General features: G+C 29.2%; 19 protein-coding genes. All 19 read left to right on the plus strand.

All coding sequences use genetic code 11. The features are described from left to right. Nucleotides 1–170 precede the first annotated feature (170 nt). Nucleotides 171–1,736 carry a sodium-dependent transporter gene (locus EIH23_RS03885; protein WP_122638913.1) on the plus strand — a complete coding sequence of 522 codons (1,566 nt, stop codon included), beginning with the start codon at nt 171–173 and terminating at the stop codon, nt 1,734–1,736. Nucleotides 1,737–1,912: 176 nt separating this feature from the next. Then, on the plus strand, nt 1,913–2,608 hold the full coding sequence (locus EIH23_RS03890; protein ID WP_122638914.1) for a hypothetical protein: 696 nt from the start codon (nt 1,913–1,915) through the stop codon (nt 2,606–2,608). 225 nt (nt 2,609–2,833) lie between these two features. After that, nucleotides 2,834–4,192, plus strand: a complete 1,359-nt coding sequence (gene rlmD / locus EIH23_RS03895; protein WP_122638915.1) for a 23S rRNA (uracil(1939)-C(5))-methyltransferase RlmD — start codon at nt 2,834–2,836, stop codon at nt 4,190–4,192. A gap of 200 nt (nt 4,193–4,392) precedes the next feature. After that, nucleotides 4,393–5,448: a lysylphosphatidylglycerol synthase transmembrane domain-containing protein gene (locus tag EIH23_RS03900; protein WP_122638916.1), complete on the plus strand. Its 1,056-nt coding sequence runs from the start codon at nt 4,393–4,395 to the stop codon at nt 5,446–5,448. Between the two features lie 286 nt (nt 5,449–5,734). Next, nucleotides 5,735–7,879 (plus strand): formate dehydrogenase subunit alpha, encoded by a 2,145-nt coding sequence (fdhF, locus tag EIH23_RS03905; protein WP_122638917.1) that lies wholly within the window; start codon nt 5,735–5,737, stop codon nt 7,877–7,879. Between the two features lie 23 nt (nt 7,880–7,902). After that, nucleotides 7,903–8,646 (plus strand): formate dehydrogenase accessory sulfurtransferase FdhD, encoded by a 744-nt coding sequence (gene fdhD / locus EIH23_RS03910; RefSeq protein WP_243113315.1) that lies wholly within the window; start codon nt 7,903–7,905, stop codon nt 8,644–8,646. 33 nt (nt 8,647–8,679) lie between these two features. After that, nucleotides 8,680–9,231, plus strand: coding sequence for a 4Fe-4S dicluster domain-containing protein (locus EIH23_RS03915; protein ID WP_122638918.1), 552 nt, complete (start codon nt 8,680–8,682; stop codon nt 9,229–9,231). 20 nt (nt 9,232–9,251) lie between these two features. Then, complete coding sequence (locus EIH23_RS03920) at nt 9,252–10,628, plus strand: [FeFe] hydrogenase, group A (RefSeq protein WP_122638919.1); 1,377 nt, start codon at nt 9,252–9,254, stop codon at nt 10,626–10,628. After that, entirely contained in the window at nt 10,629–11,147 is a 519-nt protein-coding gene (locus tag EIH23_RS03925; RefSeq protein WP_122638920.1) for a 4Fe-4S dicluster domain-containing protein, read from the plus strand. A gap of 93 nt (nt 11,148–11,240) precedes the next feature. Then, on the plus strand, nt 11,241–11,660 hold the full coding sequence (locus tag EIH23_RS03930; RefSeq protein WP_122638921.1) for a DUF3783 domain-containing protein: 420 nt from the start codon (nt 11,241–11,243) through the stop codon (nt 11,658–11,660). 180 nt (nt 11,661–11,840) lie between these two features. Beyond that, nucleotides 11,841–13,835 carry an NAD-dependent DNA ligase LigA gene (ligA, locus tag EIH23_RS03935; RefSeq protein ID WP_122638922.1) on the plus strand — a complete coding sequence of 665 codons (1,995 nt, stop codon included), beginning with the start codon at nt 11,841–11,843 and terminating at the stop codon, nt 13,833–13,835. A 345-nt stretch (nt 13,836–14,180) separates the two neighbouring features. Beyond that, the gene (gene rph / locus EIH23_RS03940) at nt 14,181–15,530 is read left to right on the plus strand and encodes a ribonuclease PH (RefSeq protein WP_122638923.1); all 1,350 of its coding nucleotides are present in this window, start codon (nt 14,181–14,183) and stop codon (nt 15,528–15,530) included. Continuing rightward, a complete protein-coding gene (locus EIH23_RS03945; RefSeq protein ID WP_122638924.1) occupies nt 15,530–16,000 on the plus strand; it encodes a metallophosphoesterase family protein in 471 nt (156 codons plus the stop codon). Before rph ends, EIH23_RS03945 begins: the two co-directional genes overlap by 1 nt. A 141-nt stretch (nt 16,001–16,141) precedes the next feature. Then, entirely contained in the window at nt 16,142–17,428 is a 1,287-nt protein-coding gene (gene tig / locus EIH23_RS03950; RefSeq protein WP_122638925.1) for a trigger factor, read from the plus strand. Nucleotides 17,429–17,516: 88 nt separating this feature from the next. Beyond that, on the plus strand, nt 17,517–18,107 hold the full coding sequence (gene clpP / locus EIH23_RS03955; RefSeq protein WP_122638926.1) for an ATP-dependent Clp endopeptidase proteolytic subunit ClpP: 591 nt from the start codon (nt 17,517–17,519) through the stop codon (nt 18,105–18,107). Nucleotides 18,108–18,126: 19 nt separating this feature from the next. Beyond that, nucleotides 18,127–19,374, plus strand: a complete 1,248-nt coding sequence (clpX, locus tag EIH23_RS03960) for an ATP-dependent Clp protease ATP-binding subunit ClpX (RefSeq protein WP_122638927.1) — start codon at nt 18,127–18,129, stop codon at nt 19,372–19,374. A 292-nt stretch (nt 19,375–19,666) separates the two neighbouring features. After that, on the plus strand, nt 19,667–22,015 hold the full coding sequence (lon, locus tag EIH23_RS03965; RefSeq protein ID WP_122638928.1) for an endopeptidase La: 2,349 nt from the start codon (nt 19,667–19,669) through the stop codon (nt 22,013–22,015). After that, nucleotides 22,015–22,626 (plus strand): ribosome biogenesis GTP-binding protein YihA/YsxC, encoded by a 612-nt coding sequence (gene yihA / locus EIH23_RS03970; RefSeq protein ID WP_122638929.1) that lies wholly within the window; start codon nt 22,015–22,017, stop codon nt 22,624–22,626. Before lon ends, yihA begins: the two co-directional genes overlap by 1 nt. 216 nt (nt 22,627–22,842) lie before the next feature. Continuing rightward, complete coding sequence (locus EIH23_RS03975) at nt 22,843–24,195, plus strand: APC family permease (RefSeq protein WP_122638930.1); 1,353 nt, start codon at nt 22,843–22,845, stop codon at nt 24,193–24,195. The last annotated feature ends 19 nt before the right edge of the window (nt 24,196–24,214 follow it).

Raw genomic sequence — 24,214 nt, forward strand, 5'->3', positions numbered from 1 at the left:
AGAAAATACTTGAAATAAATAGTAAATAATGGTAATATATATTTAAGTTGTTTAAGCCACTAGGTTGATAGTTAACTTAGTGGCTATTTTATACAAGTAATTTACAGAAAATTTAGAAAAATAAAAACAATTTTATTGTATACAAATAGTTTAAAAAGGAGGGATATATAATGACCGAAAGTAGAGAGAACTGGGGTTCAAAAATAGGTCTTATATTAGCAATGGCAGGTAATGCTGTTGGGTTAGGGAATTTCTGGAGATTTCCGTATGTAGCTGCTTCAAATGGTGGCGGAGCATTTATGATACCATATTTTTTCGCATTAATAGTTATAGGAATACCTGTAATGTTAGTAGAGTGGAGTATAGGTCGCTATGGAGGTAAACATGGCCATGGTACATTGGGGCCAATGATGTATATACAAGCAAAACAAGCAATGTCACCTAAGAAGGCAATTATAGTTGGTTCTTTATGTGGAATGATAGCATTTGCAGTAACAATATTAGTTAACTCTTATTATAATCATATAATAGGTTGGTCACTAGGATTTGCAGTACATTCATTACTTGGTACATATAAATCAGACCCGGGAGCATTCTTTGGGGCATATGTACAAGATCCAAAGATGTTAGTATTTTGGGTAATTTCATTATCAATACTAGCAATAGCAGTAATGAAAGGAATACAAGATGGTATAGAATCATGGGCAAAAATAATGATGCCAGTTCTTTATATATTTGGTATTATATTGGGGATAAGAGCTTTAACATTAGGATCACCAGTTAACCCTGACTGGAGTTCTTTAAAAGGTCTAAACTTCGTTTGGAATCCTGATTTTAGCCAACTATCATGGAGCTCAGCAATAGCTGCTGCAGGTCAGATATTCTTTACATTATCATTAGGAATGGGTATTATACAAAATTATGCATCATATTTAAAACCAGATGAAGATATAATAACAGCATCTGTAGCAACAGTATCATTAAATGAGTTTGCAGAAGTTGTATTAGGTGGTACAGCAGTTATTCCTATAGCATATGCATTTTTAGGTCCAGAAGGAATAAAGGGGAGTATAGGTTTAGCATTTATGGCATTACCGAATGTATTTAGTACAATGACTGGTGGAGGAATATTTGGAGCATTATGGTTCTTACTGTTATTCTTCGCTGGAATAACATCTGCAATAGCAATGTATAATTATTTAGTTGCATTATTAGAAGAAGATGCAGGTATAAATAGAAAAAAAGGTGCTTGGATAGTTTTCATTGGATACTTAATAGTTGGAACACCAATAGCTTTAGAATCGGTTTTAACTAAGAGTGCAAATCTAATGTACTTTACAGAAGTTGATAACTGGATAGGAAACTATTTATTAATAGTTTTAGGTTTAATAGAGATTATAATTATCGGATGGTGTGTAAAAGATACTGCATTAGAAGAAATGAATAGAGGTGGATTATGGAAGGTACCAAAGTGGTTCTTTAGGTTATTCCATCAGTTCTTAACACCACTAACAATAATAGCATTCTTATTCTTCTTTACAGTTGATTATGCAAAAGCTGGTAATTTTAATGTAATACCATCATATGTTGCGTCAACACCAGAGTTTATTCCTTGGGTAAACTTAGGGCGTGTAGTTGTATTTGTTGTTTTAGTAATAGGTTTTATTCAATCATATAAATCAATAAAAAGCAAATACACTAAAGAAATAGAAAGTAATAAAGCAACTAATTTATAAGGAGATGATAGATATGACTAGTTCAGCATGGCTATTTATGGGATGTATATGGGCTGCTGTATTTACATCAATAGGAATATCAATGAGAAAGATAATAAAAAATCAATAAAATAGTTAGGGGTGTATTTATAATACACTCCTTTTAATTATCAAATGATATTTAGGAGGTGGGTTTATTGAAGACAAATTTAATTTTAAGCACAATAAATCAATTACTAGAAGAGATAAATAAAACAAACATATTAAAATCAAAAAGTATCAAAAAGTATACTAAAGACTTAATAAAAGTAAAATCAAAATATGAGGTTTTAGAGATAGATGAAAAGCATAAAACTCAGTATAATAAAATGAATTCAAAGGGTATTGAATTATTAAAAGAAATGACAAATTCTAAAAATAAAGTAAATGATATAGAGAAAAATTTAGAGGTATACATAAGATATTTAAATGCATCATTATATGATTTCCAAGAAAAAACTTTATATTTAAGGAAATATATAACAAGTTTTTTATTTTGCTCAATACTATTTTTAGCATTATCACCGCAGTTTTATGGATTTATTCTTCCGGTATTATTCTTCTTACCTATATATATGGGATTAAAGGGTGTAAAGCAAAGATCTATGACTGGATTTTATATGACAATGAGTGTTGTACCAATGGGTATAATGACGGCTGTGACATGGATAAGGTATGGAATAAATGCAAAATCAAATTATGATGAATTTGTACAACTAATAGTTAATGATGGTGTATCTATAGAATTAGCAAGAAATTTAGTTTGGATAGGTCCTGTATTAGGAGTTTTATTATTAGGATTTTCTTTATTACAGATGTATAGAGGATTTAAAGCTAAAAATTTATTTATATAAGATATTACAATGTTTTTAGGTTAGGGATAAATCAAAAGTCACTAAAATAAATTTTAGTGACTTTTATATATATAAATTAATTTATATATAATGATTTGATTGTATTTATATATACAAAGGTATTAAAAGTAAAGATTTATTTATATAAGGGCTTTATAAGCCTTTGTTTTTTTGGTAAAATAAATTCTTGTAGTTTCTTAAATAATATGTACGGAGGATTAACCTATGTTGGCAAAAAATAAAGAGTATGTAGTAGATATAGTAGATATAGGTCAAGGCGGCGTTGGAATAGGTAAATACGATGGATTTACAGTATTTGTAGATGGCGGGCTAGTAAAAGATAAAGTAAGGGTAAAAATCAACAAATCAAAGAAAAATTATGCAGTTGGAGATATAGTTGAGATAATAGAAGCATCTCCATACAGAGTAAAAAGAAGATGCAATGATAATTTAAAAGAATGTGGAGGATGCCAAATTCAAGAGTTAGATTATCAAAAGCAACTTGATATAAAAACAAATGAAGTAAAACAAGTTATAAGTAGAATCGGAAAATTAGAAAATGTAGAAATTCATAACACTTTAGGTATGGAAAATCCAATAAGGTATAGAAATAAAGCTCAATTTCCTATTCAGAAGGTGGACTCGAATCCATTAATAGGTTTTTACAAAAAAAAGAGTCATGATATAATACCTACGGATAAATGTATAATACAGCATGAAATAAATGATAAGATTATGAAAATAATAAAAACATATATAAATGCTTACAATGTTAGTGTTTATGATGAAAAAACTCATACTGGAGTTTTAAGACATTTAGTAACTAAAGTAGGATTTACAACAAATGAAGTTATGGTGGTGTTAGTTGCAAATGGAAGAAAGTTACCATATTTAAAAGAATTAGCATCAGTATTATTAGAGAATGTTCCTGGTTTTAAAACATTAGTTGTAAATGTAAATAGAGAGAAAACTAATGTTATATTAGGAAAAGAAAACATAGTAATTTATGGAGATGGAAAAATAAATGATTACATCGGTGATTTAGTTTTCGAAATATCACCATTATCATTTTTCCAAGTGAATCCTATTCAAACGGAAGTTTTATATAATAAAGCATTAGAGTATGCGGACTTAAAAGAAAATGATACGGTATTTGATATATATTGTGGAATAGGAACTATATCTTTATTCTTAGCTCAAAAAGCTAAGAAAGTATATGGTATAGAAATAGTAGAAGATGCTATTAAAGATGCGAAAATAAATGCTAATTTAAATAAATTAGATAATGTTGAATTCTATGTTGGAAAAGCTGAAGAGGTTGTTCCTAAAATGTACAAAGATGGAAAGACTGCTAATGTAGTAGTAGTAGACCCCCCAAGAAAAGGATGCGATGAGAAAGTTCTTGATACTATAGTATCAATGGAGCCTGACAGAGTGGTTTATGTTTCGTGTAACCCATCAACTTTAGCTAGGGATTTAGCCTATTTAGATGAAAGAGGGTATAAGTGTGTAGAAGTACAACCTGTAGATATGTTCCCTCATACAATGCATGTTGAAAGTGTAGCAAAATTAATAAAAAAATAAATTTATAAAAAGCTATCTAAATATATTTAGATAGCTTTTTTACTTAGTTAAATAAATTATTAGAAATAAATATAAATAAAATATATATTGAAAATATAACGAAATTGTAAGGATATTTGTAAGATAAATTTAAGATTTATAGTGTATACTTAATCTATAATAGACGTAATAAATTATAAAAAATAGGTTAGGGGATTAAAATGAAGAATAATAAAACTAAGACCTTATTACAATATGTATTTTTAATTTTACTAATAGGAATAACAACTAGTATAGTTTTTAAGACTTTAGATATAAAATTACTATCCAGTGTTTTAAATATGGTAGATGAAAAGTATTTAGTCATAGGAGCTTTAGCTATATTTATAAATATAGGATTAGAGGGATTAGTAATTAGGATATTAATTGATGGAACGCATAAGGTTAAAGTAAAATTTAGAGGATTAAAATTAGCTACTATAGGATTTTATTATAATTTAGTTACACCATTTGCATCTGGAAGCCAACCAATGCAAATATATGTGTTAACTAAATATAAAATGCCATTAAGTAAAGCGGGAGCGATTATAACTAATAAATCAATACTTTATCAGTTTGTGGTAACTATGTATTGTTTAATATTAATGATTTTAAATTTTAAAGTAATAAAAAATCAAATGAGTACACTCTTACCTTTAGTTTCTATTGGTATAGCTATGAATTTATTCACTATATTTATGGCTTTATTAGTAATATTAAATCCTATTAAAGTAAAACAGTACATTAGAATAATTATAAATTACCTTTGTAGATTTAAAGTTTTTAAATTTATTGATGGAAAAATAGATAGTATTGATAGATTTATAGATGACTACAGTGAATCTATACAATTTTTTATTAAAAATAAAAAGTTAATGATAACGACAATTATGCTTACGATTGTTCAAATTAGTTTTTATTTTAGTATATCGTTCTGGATATATAAAGCATTTAATTTACAAGGTCATACTTATTTAAATATATTAACTTTACAAGTTCTTTTATATATGGCAATATCTCCAATTCCTACTCCTGGTAATGTTGGAGCTAATGAATTAGCATTCTTTACAATATTTAAAGGTGTATTTCCATCATATTTAATGGGGTATGCAGTATTTTTATATGGTGGATTTATGTATTATTTAATTTTAATTGGAAGCGGTATATTTACTATAATCACTCATCATAGAATGAAAGATAGTAGTGTAAATAAAATAAATTTAGTTACAAATGAATAATAGCAAAAAGGCTTATTTAAACTTATAATTTATATATATTTAAGTTTAAATAAGCTTTATTTATTAATTTAACAAAATAAAACAAGGGAAACTTAATATAGTATTGAATTAAAGTATATAAATAATCATTTCAAAAGAACATATCAAAATAACTTATATAGTACTCATAATTTAAATCAAATATAAATTTTATATCTTATAAGAATAAATCATAAAACTCATAATATTTATTTAGTAGGCACTTTTTAATATTTACCATGGAAGAAAATTTTAAGGGGAGATGAATATGGAAAAAAAAGTATTAACGGTGTGCCCTTACTGTGGAGCTGGATGTCAGTTAAATCTTGTAGTTGATAATAATAAGATTTTAAGAGCAGAACCAGCACAAGGCAGAACAAATGAGGGTAACTTATGTTTAAAAGGTCATTATGGATGGGATTTTTTAAATGATCCAAAGATATTAACACCAAGATTAAGAAAACCAATGATAAGAAAAAATGGGAAGTTAGAAGAAGTAGAATGGAATGAAGCTATTGAATATACAGCTTCAAGGTTAAGTGATATAAAAGCAAAATATGGACCAGATTCTATTATGGGGACTGGATCAGCAAGAGGACCTGGAAATGAAGCTAACTATGTTATGCAAAAATTTATGAGAGCAACAATTGGAACTAATAATGTAGATCATTGTGCCCGCGTTTGACATGCACCATCTGTAGCCGGTTTGGCTTACTCACTAGGTAGTGGGGCAATGTCTAACTCTATACCAGAGATAGAGAATGCAAGTTTATTATTTGTATTTGGATACAATGGAGCAGATTCACATCCGATAGTTGCAAGAAGAATAGTCAGAGCAAAAGAAAAAGGAGCTAAAATAATAACTATAGATCCTAGGATTACTGAAACTGCTAGAATATCTGATATGCACTTAGCGTTAAAGGGTGGAACTAATATGATATTAGTTAATGCTTTTGGAAACGTTTTAATAGAAGAAAAATTATATGATGAAGAGTTTGTAAGAGAGCATACCCAAGGATTTAAAGAATACAAAGAAATAGTAAAAATATATACACCCGAGTATGCAGAAAAATATACAGGTGTGCAAGCTAATATGATAAGAAAATCAATGAGAGAATATGCAAAAGCAAAAGATGCGATGATACTTTATGGAATGGGAGTCTGTCAATTTGGTCAAGCTGTTGATGTTGTTAAAGGGTTAGCGTCACTAGCATTACTAACAGGAAACTTTGGTAGACCTAATGTAGGGATAGGCCCAGTTCGTGGTCAAAATAATGTTCAAGGAGCATGCGATATGGGAGCACTTCCTAATGTATTCCCAGGATATCAAAGTGTTACAGATCCTAAAATGAAGGAAAAATTTGAAAGAGCATGGGGAGTTAAATTATCAGATCATAATGGATATAGCTTAACAGAGGTACCACATTTAGTTTTAAAGGATAAGAAACTTAAAGCATATTACATATTTGGAGAAGACCCTGTACAAAGTGATCCGGATGCAACTGAGGTAAGAGAAGCTTTAGATGAATTAGATTTTGTAATTGTTCAAGATATATTTATGAATAAAACAGCACTTCATGCAGATGTAATTTTACCAGCAACTTCATGGGGAGAACATGATGGTATTTATAGTAGTGCGGATAGAGGATTCCAAATAATGAGAAAAGCAGTAGAACCAAAAGGTGATGTTAAAACTGATTGGCAAATAATAAGCGAAATATCAACTGCTATGGGTTATCCTATGGAATATAAAAATACAAAAGAGATATGGGATGAAATGAGAAGTTTAACTCCAAATTTTGCTGGAGCAACTTATGAAAAAATAGAAAAACAAGGTTGCGTTCAATGGCCTTGTAAAAGTGAATCTGCTGAAGATAAAGGAACAATGTATCTTCATAAAGGTGGTATATTTTCAACTCCAACGGGAAAGGGTAATCTATTTGCTACAGAGTGGAGACCCCCTATGGAATTAGAAGATGATGAATATCCATTTAGTTTATGTACAGTAAGAGAAGTGGGGCATTACTCTGTTAGAACTATGACAGGTAACTGTAGAACTCTTGCTAAACTTGAAGACGAACCAGGATATCTTCAAGTAAATGAAGAAGATGCACAAAATTTAGGTATAAAAGATAAAGAATTAATTAAGGTAAGTTCAAGAAGAGGAAGTGTGCTTACTAGAGCGTTGGTTACAGATAGAGTAAAACCAGGAGCAACTTATATGACGTATCAATGGTGGGTAGGAGCATGTAATGAACTTACGATTGCTAATCTAGATCCTATATCTAAAACACCAGAATATAAATACTGTGCTATTAAGATTGAAAAAATTGAAAACCAAGAACTTGCAGAAAAACAATTAAAAAAAGAATACCAAGATATAAAAGAAAAGATGTTATTAAAAAATATATAAATATTAAAAGGGGATATTCTCATATGAATACTTTAGATCATAATGATGAAATGAAAGCATATAGAAATACATTTAAGGTTCCTATAATAAAATTAGATGAGTTTAGTTATAGACACACCGAGGATACAATAATAGCAGAATATCCTCTTAGTCTTGTTTTAAATGGTAAATTTGAAAATACATTTTTATGTACTCCAACTAATTTAAAAGAATTGATAATAGGTTATTTATTAACTAAAGGTTGTATTACAAGTAAAGAAGATTTAATTAGTATGGTAATAGATAAAGAAAATAAAGTTGTGGATGTAAATATAAAAGATATTGAAAATATAAACTTAGATTATAATTCAATAAATTCTAAATCACATATATATGTAGATCATGTTTATGAAATCATGGAGTCAAGCCTAAATCATTCAAAATTATTTAAAGATACTGGAGGAGTACACAGTGTAGCTATTTTTGAAGGGAATAAAGAAACTATAAGTTGCGAAGATGTTGCTAGACATAATGCTATGGATAAAGCAATAGGACACTGTATATTACACAATATTAATTTTGATAATAAAGCTATTGCAGTAAGTGGAAGAATATCATATGAAATGCTTTTAAAAGTAGCTAAAGCTAAAATACCGATAGTTATTTCTAAATCAGCTCCAACCAATTTATCTGTGGAATTAGCAAAAAAATCAAATATAACGCTTATAGGATTTGTTAGGGGAAAAAGAATGAATATTTATACTCATTCTTATAGAGTAAAGATATAAAATATACAAATAAAATTATAAAGGTGGAGGAATATGAGTAATAATTTAGGATCTTTTGTAATTGCAGATTCAAGCAAATGTACAGGATGTAGAGCTTGTGAACTTGCTTGTTTTACAAAACATAACAAAGATAATAATGTTGGTTATACTGTAGGGACTGTTGAAGTTCCAGTAATACCTAGATTATATTTAGTTAAAGATGAAGATGTATGTATGCCTATTCAATGTAGACATTGTGAAGATGCACCATGCTTAAATACCTGTCCAGTAAAAGCTATATCAAGAGAAGATGGAGTTATGGTAGTAGATAATGATAAATGTATCGGATGTAAAACTTGTTTATTAGCATGCCCATTTGGCGCCATAGATTTACAGACTCAATATAAAAATGGAAAAGAGGTTGAGCAAAGGGGAATAGATGAAAGTAATAAAGTAGCATACAAATGTGATTTATGTAAAGAAGATATCACAATTGCATGTATTAATGCTTGTCCTAATGAAGCTCTAAAGCTTATATCACCTATAGAAGATAAAAAATCTAAAAATATAAAAGCTGCACTTAGTTTATTATTAACTAATAAATAAATGTGAAAGGGGGAGGAATAATGATAATAAATATAGATAAAGATTTATGTACAGGATGTCAAGAATGTGTAAAAGTCTGTCCTACATCTGCAATTGAAGGAAATAAAGGAGAGCCACAAGAAATTAATTCACAAAAATGTGTAATGTGTGGACAGTGTGTTCAAGTCTGTAAATCATATGCATCCTTAATTGATAATGGTTATGAATTTATAGATGAAAAAAGAAAAGAAAGAAATCTACCTAAATCAATAAAAGAGCCAATATTTGCAGCTCATAATGTATGTGATGTAGAGAAAGTAAAAGAAGCCTTAGATGATCCTAATAAATTTACAATAGTACAATGTGCACCAGCAGTTAGAGTAGCTATAGGGGAAGAATTTGGATTAAGTTTAGGGTCTTTAACTCCTGGTAAAATGGCTGCAGCGCTTAAGAATTTGAATTTTGATAGGGTATATGATACAAATTTTCCAGCGGATTTGACTATAATGGAAGAAGGGAGCGAACTAATAACTAGAGTTACAAACGGTGGGACACTACCTATGTTTACATCATGTTGTCCTGCATGGGTAAAATTTTTAGAAGATAATTATCCAGAATTAACAGACCACCTTTCTTCATGTAAATCACCTCAACAAATGGGGGGAGCAGTTTTTAAAACATATGGAGCACAAATAAACAATGTAGATCCATCAAAAATATATAGTGTATCTATAATGCCTTGTACATGTAAGAAATATGAAGCAGGTAGAGATGAGATGAATTCAAGTGGATATAAAGATGTTGATGTAGTTTTAACTACAAGAGAGCTTGCTTATTTGATAAAAGATATGGGGATAGATTTTAACAATTTAGATGATGAGAAGTTCGAGTCTCCATTAGGAACATATACTGGTGCTGGAACTATATTTGGGGTAACTGGCGGTGTTATGGAAGCGGAATTAAGAACTGGATATGAGCTAATAACTAAGGAAAGTATACCAAGCATAGATGTAAATGAAGTTAGAGGAAGTGAAGGTTTTAGAAGATTAGACATAACTGTTGGAAACTTAAATCTAAAGGTAGGAGTAGTAAGTGGATTAAAAAATGTAGTTCATATATTAGAAAGTTTAAAGAAGGGTAATTTGGACTTAGATTTTATAGAAGTAATGACATGTCCTTTAGGATGTGTAAGTGGAGGAGGCCAACCAAAATTATTATTAGAAGAATATAGAAATGTTGCTTATAAAAAAAGAGCAGAGTCAATATATGATCATGATAGAAGTTTGCAATTTAGAAAATCTCATGAAAATCCAGAAATAAAAAAAATTTATGAAGAATTTTTAAAAGAGCCTTTAGGTAGTATATCTCATCATTTACTACACACTGAATATTGTATAGGAAAGGAAGTGGCTAAATAAATGAATTGTTTTGTTATAGCTGATCCTAATAAATGTATAGGGTGTAGAACTTGTATGATAGCATGCGTAGTAGAGCATAGTGATGAAGAAATATTTCATGAAAAGTATGAATATATAAATTTTAATCCTAAGTTAGATGTAATAAAAACTGAAAAGGTAAGTGTACCAGTTCAATGTAGACACTGCGAAGATGCACTATGTGCAAAAGTATGCGCTAATAATGCTATTAAAAATGTCAAAAATGGTATAAAAATAGATGAAAAAAATTGTATAGGGTGTAAGACTTGTATGGTAGCATGTCCTTTTGGAGCAATAGACTTATTTACTTTAAAAGAAGTATCTGATGATAAATTATATTTTAAAGAAAAAATGATTGCTAATAAATGTGATTTATGTATGAACTCTGAAGATGGTCCCGCATGTGTTAGAGTGTGCCCAACCAAAGCATTTAGAATTATTAAAGAAAATGATATAAAAGTAAATGTAAAAAATAAGAGAAAATCATCAATATTAATATAAGTAAGTTCATAAAACTATATAAATTAAAATATAGTTTTAAAATATCTCTATTGTGGTAATATAAGGTATGAGGATTAATAAGGAGTGAGATATATGACATTTACAAAAATAAATGATGTGGATAACAATACTCATAACAGAGATTGTATAATGATAGTTAATTTTAATAAAAAAGAATCTACTTTAATAAAAAATATATGTGGGTTTATTGGTGTTAGAGATTGTATATTTTTAGATAAAACAAACGGAAATGCAATAATTAAAAGTATATTAGATAACGACATATCATCAGATTGTGAAGATGGTTTTGTAAATAAAGCTGTTATATTTAATAATATACATAATAAAAAGATAAATTCATTCTTAGAAAGTTTAAAGAAGATGAGAATAAATAGACCTTTGACAGCTATGGTTACAGAAACAAGTATAGACTGGACATTAAATAACTTACTTTATAACTTGATAGAAGAAAGAAAAGCTTTGTCTACTGGAAAAGACTTTTCTCATAAATAAAAAAATAAAATGTATCAAGAAGTCCTCTAATTTTTAGGGGATTTTTTTGTATAAAAAATTAATTTACTTTTAATAGATGGTTTAATGTTATACTAAAAAATATAAAATTTACATACGAATATTTGGAGATAATACATACTAAAAGAGGAAATAAGCAGATTTAAGTAGGAGGATAATTTTATGGATGTAAAATCTAGGATAGATGAATTAAGAAAAGAAATAGAATATCATAACAACAAATACTATAACGAAGATTCACCGGAAATATCAGATTATGAATATGATAAATTAACAGTTGAATTAAGAAAATTAGAAGAGGAACATCCTGAATTTAATATAGAAAATTCACCTACTAAAAAAGTAGGAGGTACTGTAAAGAGAGAATTAAGAAAAGTGGAGCATGACGTGCCAGTAATTAGTTTACAAGATGTCTTTAGTAAAGAGGATGTATATGAATACGTAAATAAAATGATAGCTGAACTTAAAGAACCTAGATTTGTAGTTGAGAAAAAGATAGACGGACTTTCAGTTGTATTAAGATATCATAATGGAGAGTTAACAGAAGGTATAACTAGAGGTGATGGTGTTATTGGAGAGTCAGTTTATGAAAACTTATTACAAATAAAGAATGTTCCTAAAACGATACCTACGAAACTACCTTACTTAGAGGTTCGTGGAGAGGTTTATATATCTAACAGAGAATTTGAAGAAGTTAATAAAAGACAGGAAGAAGTAGGAGCTAAGAAATATCAAAATCCAAGAAACTTAGCAGCAGGAACTTTAAGACAATTAGACCCATCAATAGTTAGAGATAGAAATTTAGATATATTTGTATTCAATCTTGAAATATCTGAGGGGATGGAATTTAATTCTCATTCAGAAACTTTAGAATGGCTTAAAGAACAAGGATTTAAAGTAAGTCCTGATTTTAAGGTATGTGAAACTGTAGAAGAAGTATGGGATTATATATCTAATGTAGGTGATCAAAGATGGAGTTTAGAGTATGCAATAGATGGAGCTGTTGTAAAAGTTGATGATTTAGCTGATAGAAAAAAATTAGGAATGACTAGCAAGGTACCTAGATGGGCAGTTGCATACAAATATCCACCAGAGCAAAAAGAAACTATAGTAAAAGATATAATAATACAAGTTGGCCGTACAGGAAGGTTAACTCCTTTAGCAGTACTTGAACCTGTTAGACTAGCAGGAACTACTGTTTCAAAAGCTACCTTACATAATCAAGATGTTATAAATGAAAAAGATGTAAGGATAGGAGATACTGTAATAGTTCAAAAAGCTGGTGATATAATTCCAGAAGTTATAAAAAGTATTCCAGAAAAAAGATTGTCAGATTCTAAACCATATGTGATACCTAATATATGTCCAATATGTGGAGAATCAACAGTTAGAGATGCAAATGGAGCAGATACACGTTGTGTAAACCCAGCGTGCGATGCACAAGCAACTAGAAGTATATCGTACTTTGTTTCTAAAGATGCAATGAATATAGTTGGGTTTGGTAAAAGTAAGGTAGAAGCATTGATGGCAGCAGGGTATATAAAAGATATAGGTGATATATATCAACTTAAAAATTATAAGGATGAAATACTGGAGAAGAATGTTATAGGAAGAGATAAGTCTGTAAATAATCTTCTTAATGCAATAGAAGAATCAAAAACTAATAATATTGATAAGTTAATTACAGGTCTTGGAATAAAAAATGTAGGAAAACAATCAGCTAAAGTTTTAGCTGAAAACTTTGCTAATATGGATGAAGTAGCTAAGGCAGACTATGATCAATTAATAAATCTACCTGATTTTGGGGATACGATGGTAAATGATATAATTAAATACTTTAAAAGTGAAAAGTATCATACAATAATATCTAAGTTTAAAGAGTATGGTGTTAATGTAGTTTCGAAATCATCTGAAACAAAAGCTGAAGATAGTAGATTTGAAGGAATGACTTTTGTAATAACAGGAACACTACCAACTATGAAAAGAGATGAAGCTTCTGCACTAATTCAGTCATTTGGAGGTAAAGTTTCAGGAAGTGTGTCAAAAAAAACTAGTTATGTGTTAGCAGGAGAAGAGGCTGGAAGCAAATTAACTAAAGCTCAAACATTAGGTATAACAATTATTGACGAAGAGCAATTCAAGGAAATAATAAAATAAATAAAAAAATTAAGAGGTCTTTATTAAATAAGCATAAATATAGTCTTATTAATAAGGACTTTTTATTTAGAAAAATGAATAAGTTAGATGTAATATAATTTAAAGTTAGATATTAGCATAATATATTATGAATTGTATAATCATTACAAACTTAGAAAATAATAAATGAATGATATAGTATATTAATAAAGTTAATTTATATACTGTATTATGTGTAGTAAATTAATATAAATAGTGCTAGAATTATTTAATAAAGTGTAAATAATCTTAATTTGAATCTTAGACAGAAAAGTATATGCTGTCTTTTAGAAATATACAAGAAGGTAGATTTAAGAGAGGTAAAAAATGACTAGAATTGATAATAGAAAGTATGACCAAATAAGAGATGTTAAAATAACTAGAAACTATACGAGATATGCAGAGGGATCTGTACTTATAGAAATGGGAGAAACTAAAGTTATATGTACTGCATCAGTAGAAGAAAAAGTACCTCCATTTTTAAGAAATTCGGGCATAGGATGGATAAATGCTGAGTATTCTATGTTACCAAGATCTACTCAACAAAGAAAGATAAGAGATGCATCTAGAGGAAAGATAGATGGTAGAACTCAAGAAATTCAAAGATTAATAGGTAGAGCAATAAGATCAGTAATAGATTTAAGTAAAATAGGAGAAAGAACTATCTGGATAGATTGTGATGTTATACAAGCCGATGGAGGAACTAGAACGTCATCTATAACAGGGGCTTTTGTGGCAGTGGTAGATGCTATATATAAATTATATAAATCTAAGGCAATAAAAGAAATTCCAATAAGAAACTTTGTATCTGCTATAAGTGTAGGTATTGTTGATAAGCAGTACATGATAGATTTATGTTATGAGGAAGATTCAACGGCTCAAGTTGATATGAACATAATAATGACTGATAATGGTGAGTTTGTAGAAGTACAAGGAACTGGAGAAGAAAGACCTTTCTCAAGAAAAGATTTAAATGCGTTATTAGAATTAGGAGAAAAAGGTAATAAAGAATTAATAAAGAAACAAAGAGAAGCTCTAGGAGAAATAGCTGATGAAATACTTGGTATGGAGTATGGAAATGATGTTGTAATTGCTACTAATAATGCTCATAAATTAGAAGAAATAGGTTCGATACTTGAGGATTTTGATTATAATATACATTCATTAAAAGATGTTAACTTAGATGGAATTGAAATCATAGAAGATGGAAAGACATTTGAACATAATGCACTTATAAAAGCAAGGCTAATAGCAAAGAAAACTAAAATGATAACAATATCTGATGATTCAGGATTAGAAGTAGATGCAATTGGCAAAAAGCCAGGTGTTTACTCTGCAAGATTTGCAGGTGAAAATGCTACGGATGAAGAAAACAGAGAAAAATTATTAAAAATGATGAAAAACATACCTTCTAGTCAAAGAAATGCAAGATTTGTATCAGCAATAGCAGTTGTATTCCCTGATGGTAAAGAATTTGTAGTAAGAGGTACTTGTGAAGGTACTATAGCATTTGAGGAAAAAGGAAACAATGGTTTTGGATATGATAATTTATTTATAGTTAATAAATATAATAAAACATTTGCAGAAATGCCTGCATCAATAAAAAATGCAATAAGTCATAGAGCGAATGCACTAGAAATAATGAAAAAGGAGTTTACAAAAAGGGTATCAAGATAATGAGAATTGGTATAGTTAGCGATACACACAGAATGGAGAATTTTATTAATAAAGCAATACCATATCTAAAGGAATGTGATTTAATAATACATGCAGGTGATAATTTTATAGATTCTAAGTACATACATAAAATGACAGGGATAGATATTATAGCAGTAAAGGGAAACTGTGACTTTGAACATATAGAAGATGAAATTATATTTTATATAGAGGATAAAACTATATTTCTATGTCATGGAGATAATTATGGTGTTAAATATGGACTTAATGAAATAGAGAGAGCAGCAATTAATTATGAAGCAAATATAGTTATATTTGGGCATACTCATATACCGTTATCTATTAAAAAAGACAATATCATATATATAAATCCAGGAAGTACATCAATACCCAGAGGTGGATCCTCAAGACAATTTGTCATAATGAATATTGATGAAGGAAAAATTAACTTAGAAGAAATAAATATATAATAGTATAAATAAACCTTCAAATAATAGGGAAGGCTTGTAAATACTTGTAAATAAAAAAACTTATGTGATATAATTAAATAGTTAAATAATAAGTATAATTAAATTACAAATCATTACATAAATTTTAGGAGGAAAAAGTTAATGAAAGCAGAATTAATAAAAAAAGAAGGTAATAAAGTAACTTTTAACTTAACTGTAGATCATGATAAATTTGAAGCTGCAGTAAATAAAGCTTACAATAAAAATAAAGGGAAATTCAACGTACAAGGGTTCAGAAAAGGGAAAGCTCCAAGAAAGTTAATAGAAGCTCAATATGGTAAAGAAGTATTCTACAATGATGCTATAGATTTAGTATTACCAGAAGTTTACCCACAAGCTATAGATACTTTAAACATAGATCCAATAGATAGACCATCATTAGATATTCAAGAAATAAGTCAAGATAATGGTTTAGTAATGGTTGTTGAAGTAGAAGTTAAACCTGAATTTGAATTAGGAACTTACAAAGGTATAGAAATATCTAAAGTTGATAATAATGTAAGTGAAGATGAGGTAGAATTAAGACTTCAAGAAATGGTAAACAGAAACGCTAGATTAGTAAGTGTTGAAGATAAAGCTATAGAAAGCGGAGATACTGCTGTTATAGACTTTGAAGGATTTGACAACGGTTTAGCTTTCGAAGGTGGAAAAGGTGAAAATCATAACTTAGTTATAGGGTCAAACTCTTTCATACCAGGATTTGAAGATCAATTAATAGGTAAAAAAGCTGGAGAAGAAGTTGAAGTTAACGTTACTTTCCCAGAACAATATCATGCAGAAAACTTAGCTGGAAAGCCAGTAGTATTCAAAGTAAAAGTAAATGATGTAAAAGTTAAAGAATTACCAGCTTTAGATGATGAATTTGCTAAAGATACAACTGAATTTGAAACATTAGCTGAGTTAAGAGCTGATGTTAGAGCTAAGGCAGAAGAAGAAACTAAAAACAAAGCTGAAGCTGAAATGAGAAATTCTATAGTTGAAAAAGTAGCAGATAACACAGAAGTTGAAGTGCCAGCTGCTATGGTTGAACATCAAATAGATAATATGATAATGGAACTTAACTACCAATTACAATACCAAGGATTAAACTTACAACAATTATTACAAATGACTGGTAGAAGTATAGAAGAGTTAAGAAATGAGAGAAGAGCTGATGCTGAGAAATTAGTTAAATCATCACTAGTATTAGAAGCAATAGCTAAATCTGAAGGTATAGATGCTTCTGAAGAAGAGCTAACTGAAGAATTAGAAAAAATGGCTTCTATGTACAATATGGAAGTTGAAAAATTAAAATCTTCATTAAGAGATACTGACTTAGAAGATATAAAAGGACAATTAAAAATAAGAAAAACGATAGATTTCTTAGTTGAAAATGCTAAAATAGCTTAATTTTATATAGCTTAAAATTTACAGTAGCCATTAGGCTACTGTAAATTATATATATAAGAATATAGAGGAAATTGAGGGGGTATAGTTTATGGCGTTAGTACCTACAGTCGTAGAACAAACAGGTAGAGGAGAAAGAGCCTACGATATTTATTCTAGATTACTAAAGGACAGAATAATATTCTTAGGAGATGAAGTAAATGATACTACAGCAGGGCTTGTAGTTGCCCAGTTGTTATTTTTAGAAGCCGAAGACCCAGATAAAGATATATATTTATATATAAACTCACCAGGAGGTAGTGTTACAGCTGGTATGGCTATTTATGACACTATGCAATATATAAAACCAGATGTAAGCACAATATGTATAGGATTAGCAGCTTCTATGGGTGCATTCTTATTAAATGCAGGTGCAAAAGGAAAAAGATTTGCCCTACCAAATAGTGAAATAATGATACATCAACCATTAGGTGGAGCAAAAGGTCAAGCAACTGATATAGAAATTCATGCGAAGTGGATATTAAAGATCAGAGAAAGACTAAATAAAATACTTGCAGAAAGAACAGGTCAGCCATTAGAAAAAATTCAAATGGATACTGAGCGTGATAACTTTATGAGTGCAGACGAAGCTAAAGAATATGGTCTAATTGATGAAGTAATTACAAAAGCAAATAGACCGTAGATGAAAAGAGGTGCTTAATATGTCTAAATACGAAGATAAAAGACAGTTAAAATGTTCATTCTGTGGCAAAAGCCAAGATCAAGTAAGAAGATTAATTGCAGGACCAAATGTTTACATTTGTGATGAATGCGTTGAGCTTTGTGACGAAATAATCCAAGAAGAAATAGAAGAAACTATTGATGAGGATACAACATCTTTACCAAAACCAAAAGAAATGATGGAAATCTTAAATGACTATGTAATAGGTCAAGAGAGAGCAAAGAAGGCTTTATCAGTTGCTGTATACAACCATTACAAAAGAATATACAGTAAAAAAGCTAATAGTAAAGATGTAGAAATACAAAAAAGTAATATACTTTTATTAGGACCAACTGGTTCAGGTAAAACTTTATTAGCTCAAACATTAGCTAAAACTTTAAATGTTCCATTTGCTATGGCAGATGCAACTTCTTTAACAGAAGCTGGATATGTTGGAGAAGATGTTGAAAATATACTTTTAAAACTTATTCAAGCAGCTGACTTTGATATGGAAAAGGCTGAAAGAGGTATTATATATATAGATGAGATAGATAAGATAGCAAGAAAATCTGAAAATCCATCTATAACAAGAGATGTTAGTGGAGAAGGAGTTCAACAAGCACTTCTAAAAATATTAGAGGGGACTGTTGCAAATGTTCCACCACAAGGTGGAAGAAAACATCCACATCAAGAGTTCTTAAAAATCGATACTACAAATGTACTATTTATATTAGGTGGAGCATTTGATGGTATAGAAAAAATAATCCAAAGACGTGGAGGAGATAAAACTCTAGGATTTGGAGCTAAAATTGAAAGTAAAAAGGAAGTTGATTTAGGCAAAATATATGCTAAAGTTCTCCCAGAAGACTTATTAAAATTCGGTATAATACCAGAATTTATAGGTAGAATACCTGTTGTAGCAACTCTTGATTTACTAGATGAAGATGCTTTAATGCAAATACTACAACAGCCTAAAAATGCTCTTGTAAAGCAATATAAGAAATTATTAGAGTTAGATGATGTAGAACTAGAATTTGAAGATGATGCTCTTCGTGCTATAGCTAAAAAAGCTATAGAAAGAAACACTGGAGCTAGGGGTCTTAGAAGTATAGTTGAAAATGTTATGATGGAAAGCATGTATGAAGTTCCATCAAGAACAGATATCAAAAAGGTTGTAGTAACTAAAGAATCTGTTGAAGGAAAAGAAAATCCAATTATGATACTTAAAGATCAAGAAGAAAGTGCATAGATATAAAAGGAGCTAAGAAAAGCTCCTTTTTAAATTGTATAAATTTAATTAGTATAAATAATGTTTTAAAAATTTGCTTTTAGGTAAAATAATATAGTATATTAATATGATATAATTAAATTAAATATATTTTTAATTATATTCATATAAAATTGAATTAATATTAGGTTATTAAAACATACTAAAATAAAGTTAAAATATTCATTAGACAAAGTATTAATATTGAAAATTCTTTTTTGTAAATATATAATATAAAAAGCAATAAAATACAGCACTTTAAGGAGTGATAACAGTGGAAGAGAATTATACTAAGATAGATCGTGAATTACCGTTAATACCACTAAGGGGATTAGCAATATTTCCATATATGATATTAAATTTTGATGTGGGTAGAGAAATATCTTTAAAAGCATTAGATGAAGCAATGTTAGGGGATGAGTTAGTATTTTTAACATCTCAAAAAGAAGCTGAAACAGATGAGCCTACAGAAGAAGATTTTTATCATGTTGGAACAATATGTAAAGTAAAACAAATGATTAAATTACCTGGAGATACAGTTCGTGTACTAGTTGAAGGATTGTCTAGAGGTAAAATAAAAGAATTAAATCAAGATGATGGATTCTTCAAAGCAAAGATAGAAGAAATTGTTTGTGACCAAGAAGAATTAGAACAAGACATAGAAGTAGATGCTTTTGTAAGAAATGTATTTGATGCATTTGAAGAGTACATAAATATAGGAAATAGGGTATCGCCAGAAATACTTATATCTTTAGCTGAAACAGAAAACATAGATAGATTTGTAGATACAGTAGCAGCAAATATATTCTTAAAAAATAGCCAAAAGCAGTTAGTACTAGAAGAGTTTGATGCTAAGAGAAGATTAGAACTAATTTATACTATATTATTAGAAGAAATAGAGATATTAAAGATTGAAAAGAAGATAACTTTAAGAGTAAAGAAGCAAATGAACAAAGTTCAAAAAGAATATTATCTTAGAGAGCAATTAAGAGCAATACAAAAAGAATTAGGTGAAGAAGAAGATATAAATTCTGAATCAGATGAATATAGAGAAAAGTTAAAGAAGATAAAAGCTCCAAAAGAAGCAAAAGAAAAAATAGCTAAGGAAATAGATAAATTTTCAAAGATATCTCCAATGTCTCCAGATTTATCTGTAAGTAGGGCTTATCTAGATACAATATTCTCATTACCTTGGAATAAAGAAACTAGAGATAAATTAGACATTAATAAAGCTAAAGAAATATTAGATAAGGATCATTATGGTTTAGAGAAAGTTAAAGAAAGAATATTAGAGTATTTAGCAATTAGAAAATTATCTAAATCTATGAAAGGGCCTATAATATGTTTAGTAGGACCTCCAGGTGTTGGTAAAACATCAATAGCAAAGTCAATATCAGAAGCTTTAGGTAGAAACTTTGTTAGAATTTCTTTAGGTGGAGTTAGAGACGAAGCTGAAATAAGAGGACATAGAAGAACTTATGTAGGTGCAATACCAGGAAGAATTATAAATGGATTAAAGGAAGCTCAAACTAAAAATCCGGTATTCTTATTAGATGAGATAGATAAAATGGCATCTGATTATAAAGGTGATCCGGCAGCTGCAATGCTTGAAGTACTAGACCCAGAACAAAATAAAACATTTGTAGATCATTACTTAGAAGTACCTTTTGATTTATCAAAAATATTATTTGTAACAACAGCAAATAGTTTAAGCTCTATACCAGGTCCTTTATTAGACAGAATGGAAATAATAGAAGTATCAGGATATATAGAAGAAGAAAAAGTAAATATTGCTGAAAAATACTTACTTCCAAAGCAAATAAAAGAGCATGCATTAAAAGAAGATTTTGTAAAGATGGATGAAGCTACTATTAGAGATGTAATAAACTATTACACTAGAGAAGCTGGGGTTAGAACTTTAGAAAGAACACTAGGTAAGATTTGTAGAAAAGTAGCTAAACAATATGTAGAAAATCCAGAATTAGAAGGTATAGAAGTAAATCAAAATAATTTAGAAGATTATTTAGGAAAAGATAAATATAGATATGATATTGCAGGAACAAAGCCAGAGGTTGGTCTTGTTACAGGTTTAGCATGGACTTCTGTTGGAGGAGTAACTCTTACTGTAGAGGTAAATGTACTTCCAGGAAGAGGACAAGTTGTATTAACTGGTAAACTAGGTGATGTAATGAAGGAATCTGCGCAAGCAGCTATATCTTATATTAGATCTATAGCGGATAGATTTGATATAGATCCAGAGTTCTATAAGAATAAAGACATACATATTCACTTACCAGAAGGAGCTACTCCAAAAGATGGACCATCAGCTGGTATAACTATGGCACTTGCTGTAATATCTGCATTAACTAGCATACCAGTTAGAAATGATGTTGCTATGACAGGTGAGATAACTTTAAGAGGTAGAGTTTTAGCTGTTGGAGGAGTAAGAGAAAAATTACTAGCTGCTCACAGAGCTGGTATAAAAAAGGTATTATTACCTAAAGAATGTGAAGCTGATTTAGATGAAATACCTGAAAATGTAAAAGGACAAATGGAGTTTGTTCTTGTTGAAAATATGGACCAAGTGCTAGAAGAAGCATTAGTAAGGAATGGTGACAAATAATGAAAATAAGAAGCACAGAAATGGTTGTAAGTGCAGTAAATAGAAATCAATATCCGACTGAGGGGATACCTGAAATTGCGTTAGTTGGTAGATCTAATGTAGGTAAATCATCTACTATAAATACATTATTAAATAGAAGAAATTTTGCTAGAACAAGTCAAACTCCAGGTAAGACAAGAACTATTAACTTCTTTCTTATAAATAATGAATTTTATTTTGTAGATCTTCCAGGATACGGTTATGCTAAGATTGCAAAATCTGAAAAAGAAAAATGGGGCGTTATAATGGAAAGGTATTTACAAGATAGAGAAGAACTTTGCGCTATATTCTTACTTGTAGATATAAGACATGAACCTACAAATGATGATGTTATGATGTATGAATGGATAAAGCACTTTGGATATAACTGTGTTGTAATAGCAACTAAAGCAGATAAAATATCCAGGGGACAATATCAAAAACATCTTAGTATAATAAGAAAAAAATTACAATTAGAAAAAGATGAAAAAATAATACCACTATCTTCTTTAAAAAAGACAGGTGTTGAAGAAGTTTGGAATGAGATGATAAATCAATATAATCAAGCTGGATATGAAATAACAGTAGATTAATTATAAATAACTTATGGCTATATATTTGAATAAATTTTATAAAATATAAAATTTTATTTGAGTATATAGCTATTTTATAATAATAATATAAAATGATCTTTTAGAAATATCAGAAAATTAAAAAAAGTAACGGAGGATTATTTCAAAAAACAGAAAAATGTGGTAAAATGTCTAAACATAGAAAGAATCTGTGGAATTATAAATGAGGAGAATAATATGAGTAATAATCAGACATTAAGAAAAAGTATAGGACTTAGTGCAGCTCTTTCTACTGTAGTTGGAATATTAATAGGATCTGGGGTATTTTTTAAACCTCAAGCTATATATACAGCTACTAATGGAGGTCCTGGACTAGGTATACTGGCTTGGATAATTGGAGGTATAATGACAATAGCAGCTGGGCTTACAGCTTCAGAAATATCTGCAAGTATAACAAAACCAGGTGGAATGACAGTATATATGGAAGAAATTTATGGAGAAAGAATTGGATTTTTAACTGGATGGGTACAAGGAATATTATTTATACCAGCAATAGCTGCGGCTTTAGGTATAATATTTGCACAAGAAGTAGTTTCATTGTTAGGATTAGATAATAATTTATACGTAATAATTATAGCAATAGCTACAATAGTGTTTATAGCATTTTTAAATTCATTAGGAGCAAAATTTGGTGGAGGTATACAAACTGTATTAACTTTATGTAAATTAGTTCCGTTAGCTATTATAATAATATTTGGGTTTATTAAAGGTGATTCAACATCATCAATAATGACACCTATGGTAGGTGAAGGAATTAATATAGTATCAGCTATATCTCAAGTTCTTTTAGCAACATTATTTGCATATGATGGATGGATATTTGTTGGAGCTTTGGCTGGAGAAATGAAAAATCCATCTAAACATTTACCAACAGCAATAGTAGGCGGTATATCTGCTGTTATGGCAGTGTATTTACTGATTAATGTAGCTTACTTATATGTTGTTCCAGCAGCAGAATTATCTATGTCAGCTGCACCTGCAACACTAGTTGCAAGTAAACTATTTGGAAGTGTTGGAGCTAAGGTAATAAGTATAGGAATACTTATATCTGTATTTGGTACACTAAATGGATTTATATTAACAGGAGGTAGAATACCTTATACAATGGCATGTGAAGGTAAAATACCTTTTTCAAATTTATTTTCTAAACTAAATAAAAATGGTGTTCCTATAAATGGAATATGGATGATAGTTGGATTAGCAGTATTATATTCTTTAACAGGACAATTTAATTTACTATCTGATTTAGCTATGTTTACAATTTGGATATTCTATACAATGCTGTTTGCTGGAGTAATAAAACTTAGAAAAACTAGGCCTGATATGAAAAGACCATATAAGGTGCCTTTATATCCAGTAGTACCGATAATCGCAATTATAGGAGGGGCATTTATAGTTATAAGTACACTTATGAGTCAGACACAAAACGCTGTATTAGGAATATTTATAACATTACTTGGTTTACCAGTATACTCGATTACAAAGATGATTAAAGCAAAAAATGGAGAACTATCTAACAAAACTGCTTAATTTTAATTATATATCCCCT

Origin of the sequence: Romboutsia sp. Marseille-P6047 (assembly GCF_900604535.1) — a bacterium.
GTDB lineage: Bacteria > Bacillota > Clostridia > Peptostreptococcales > Peptostreptococcaceae > Romboutsia_E.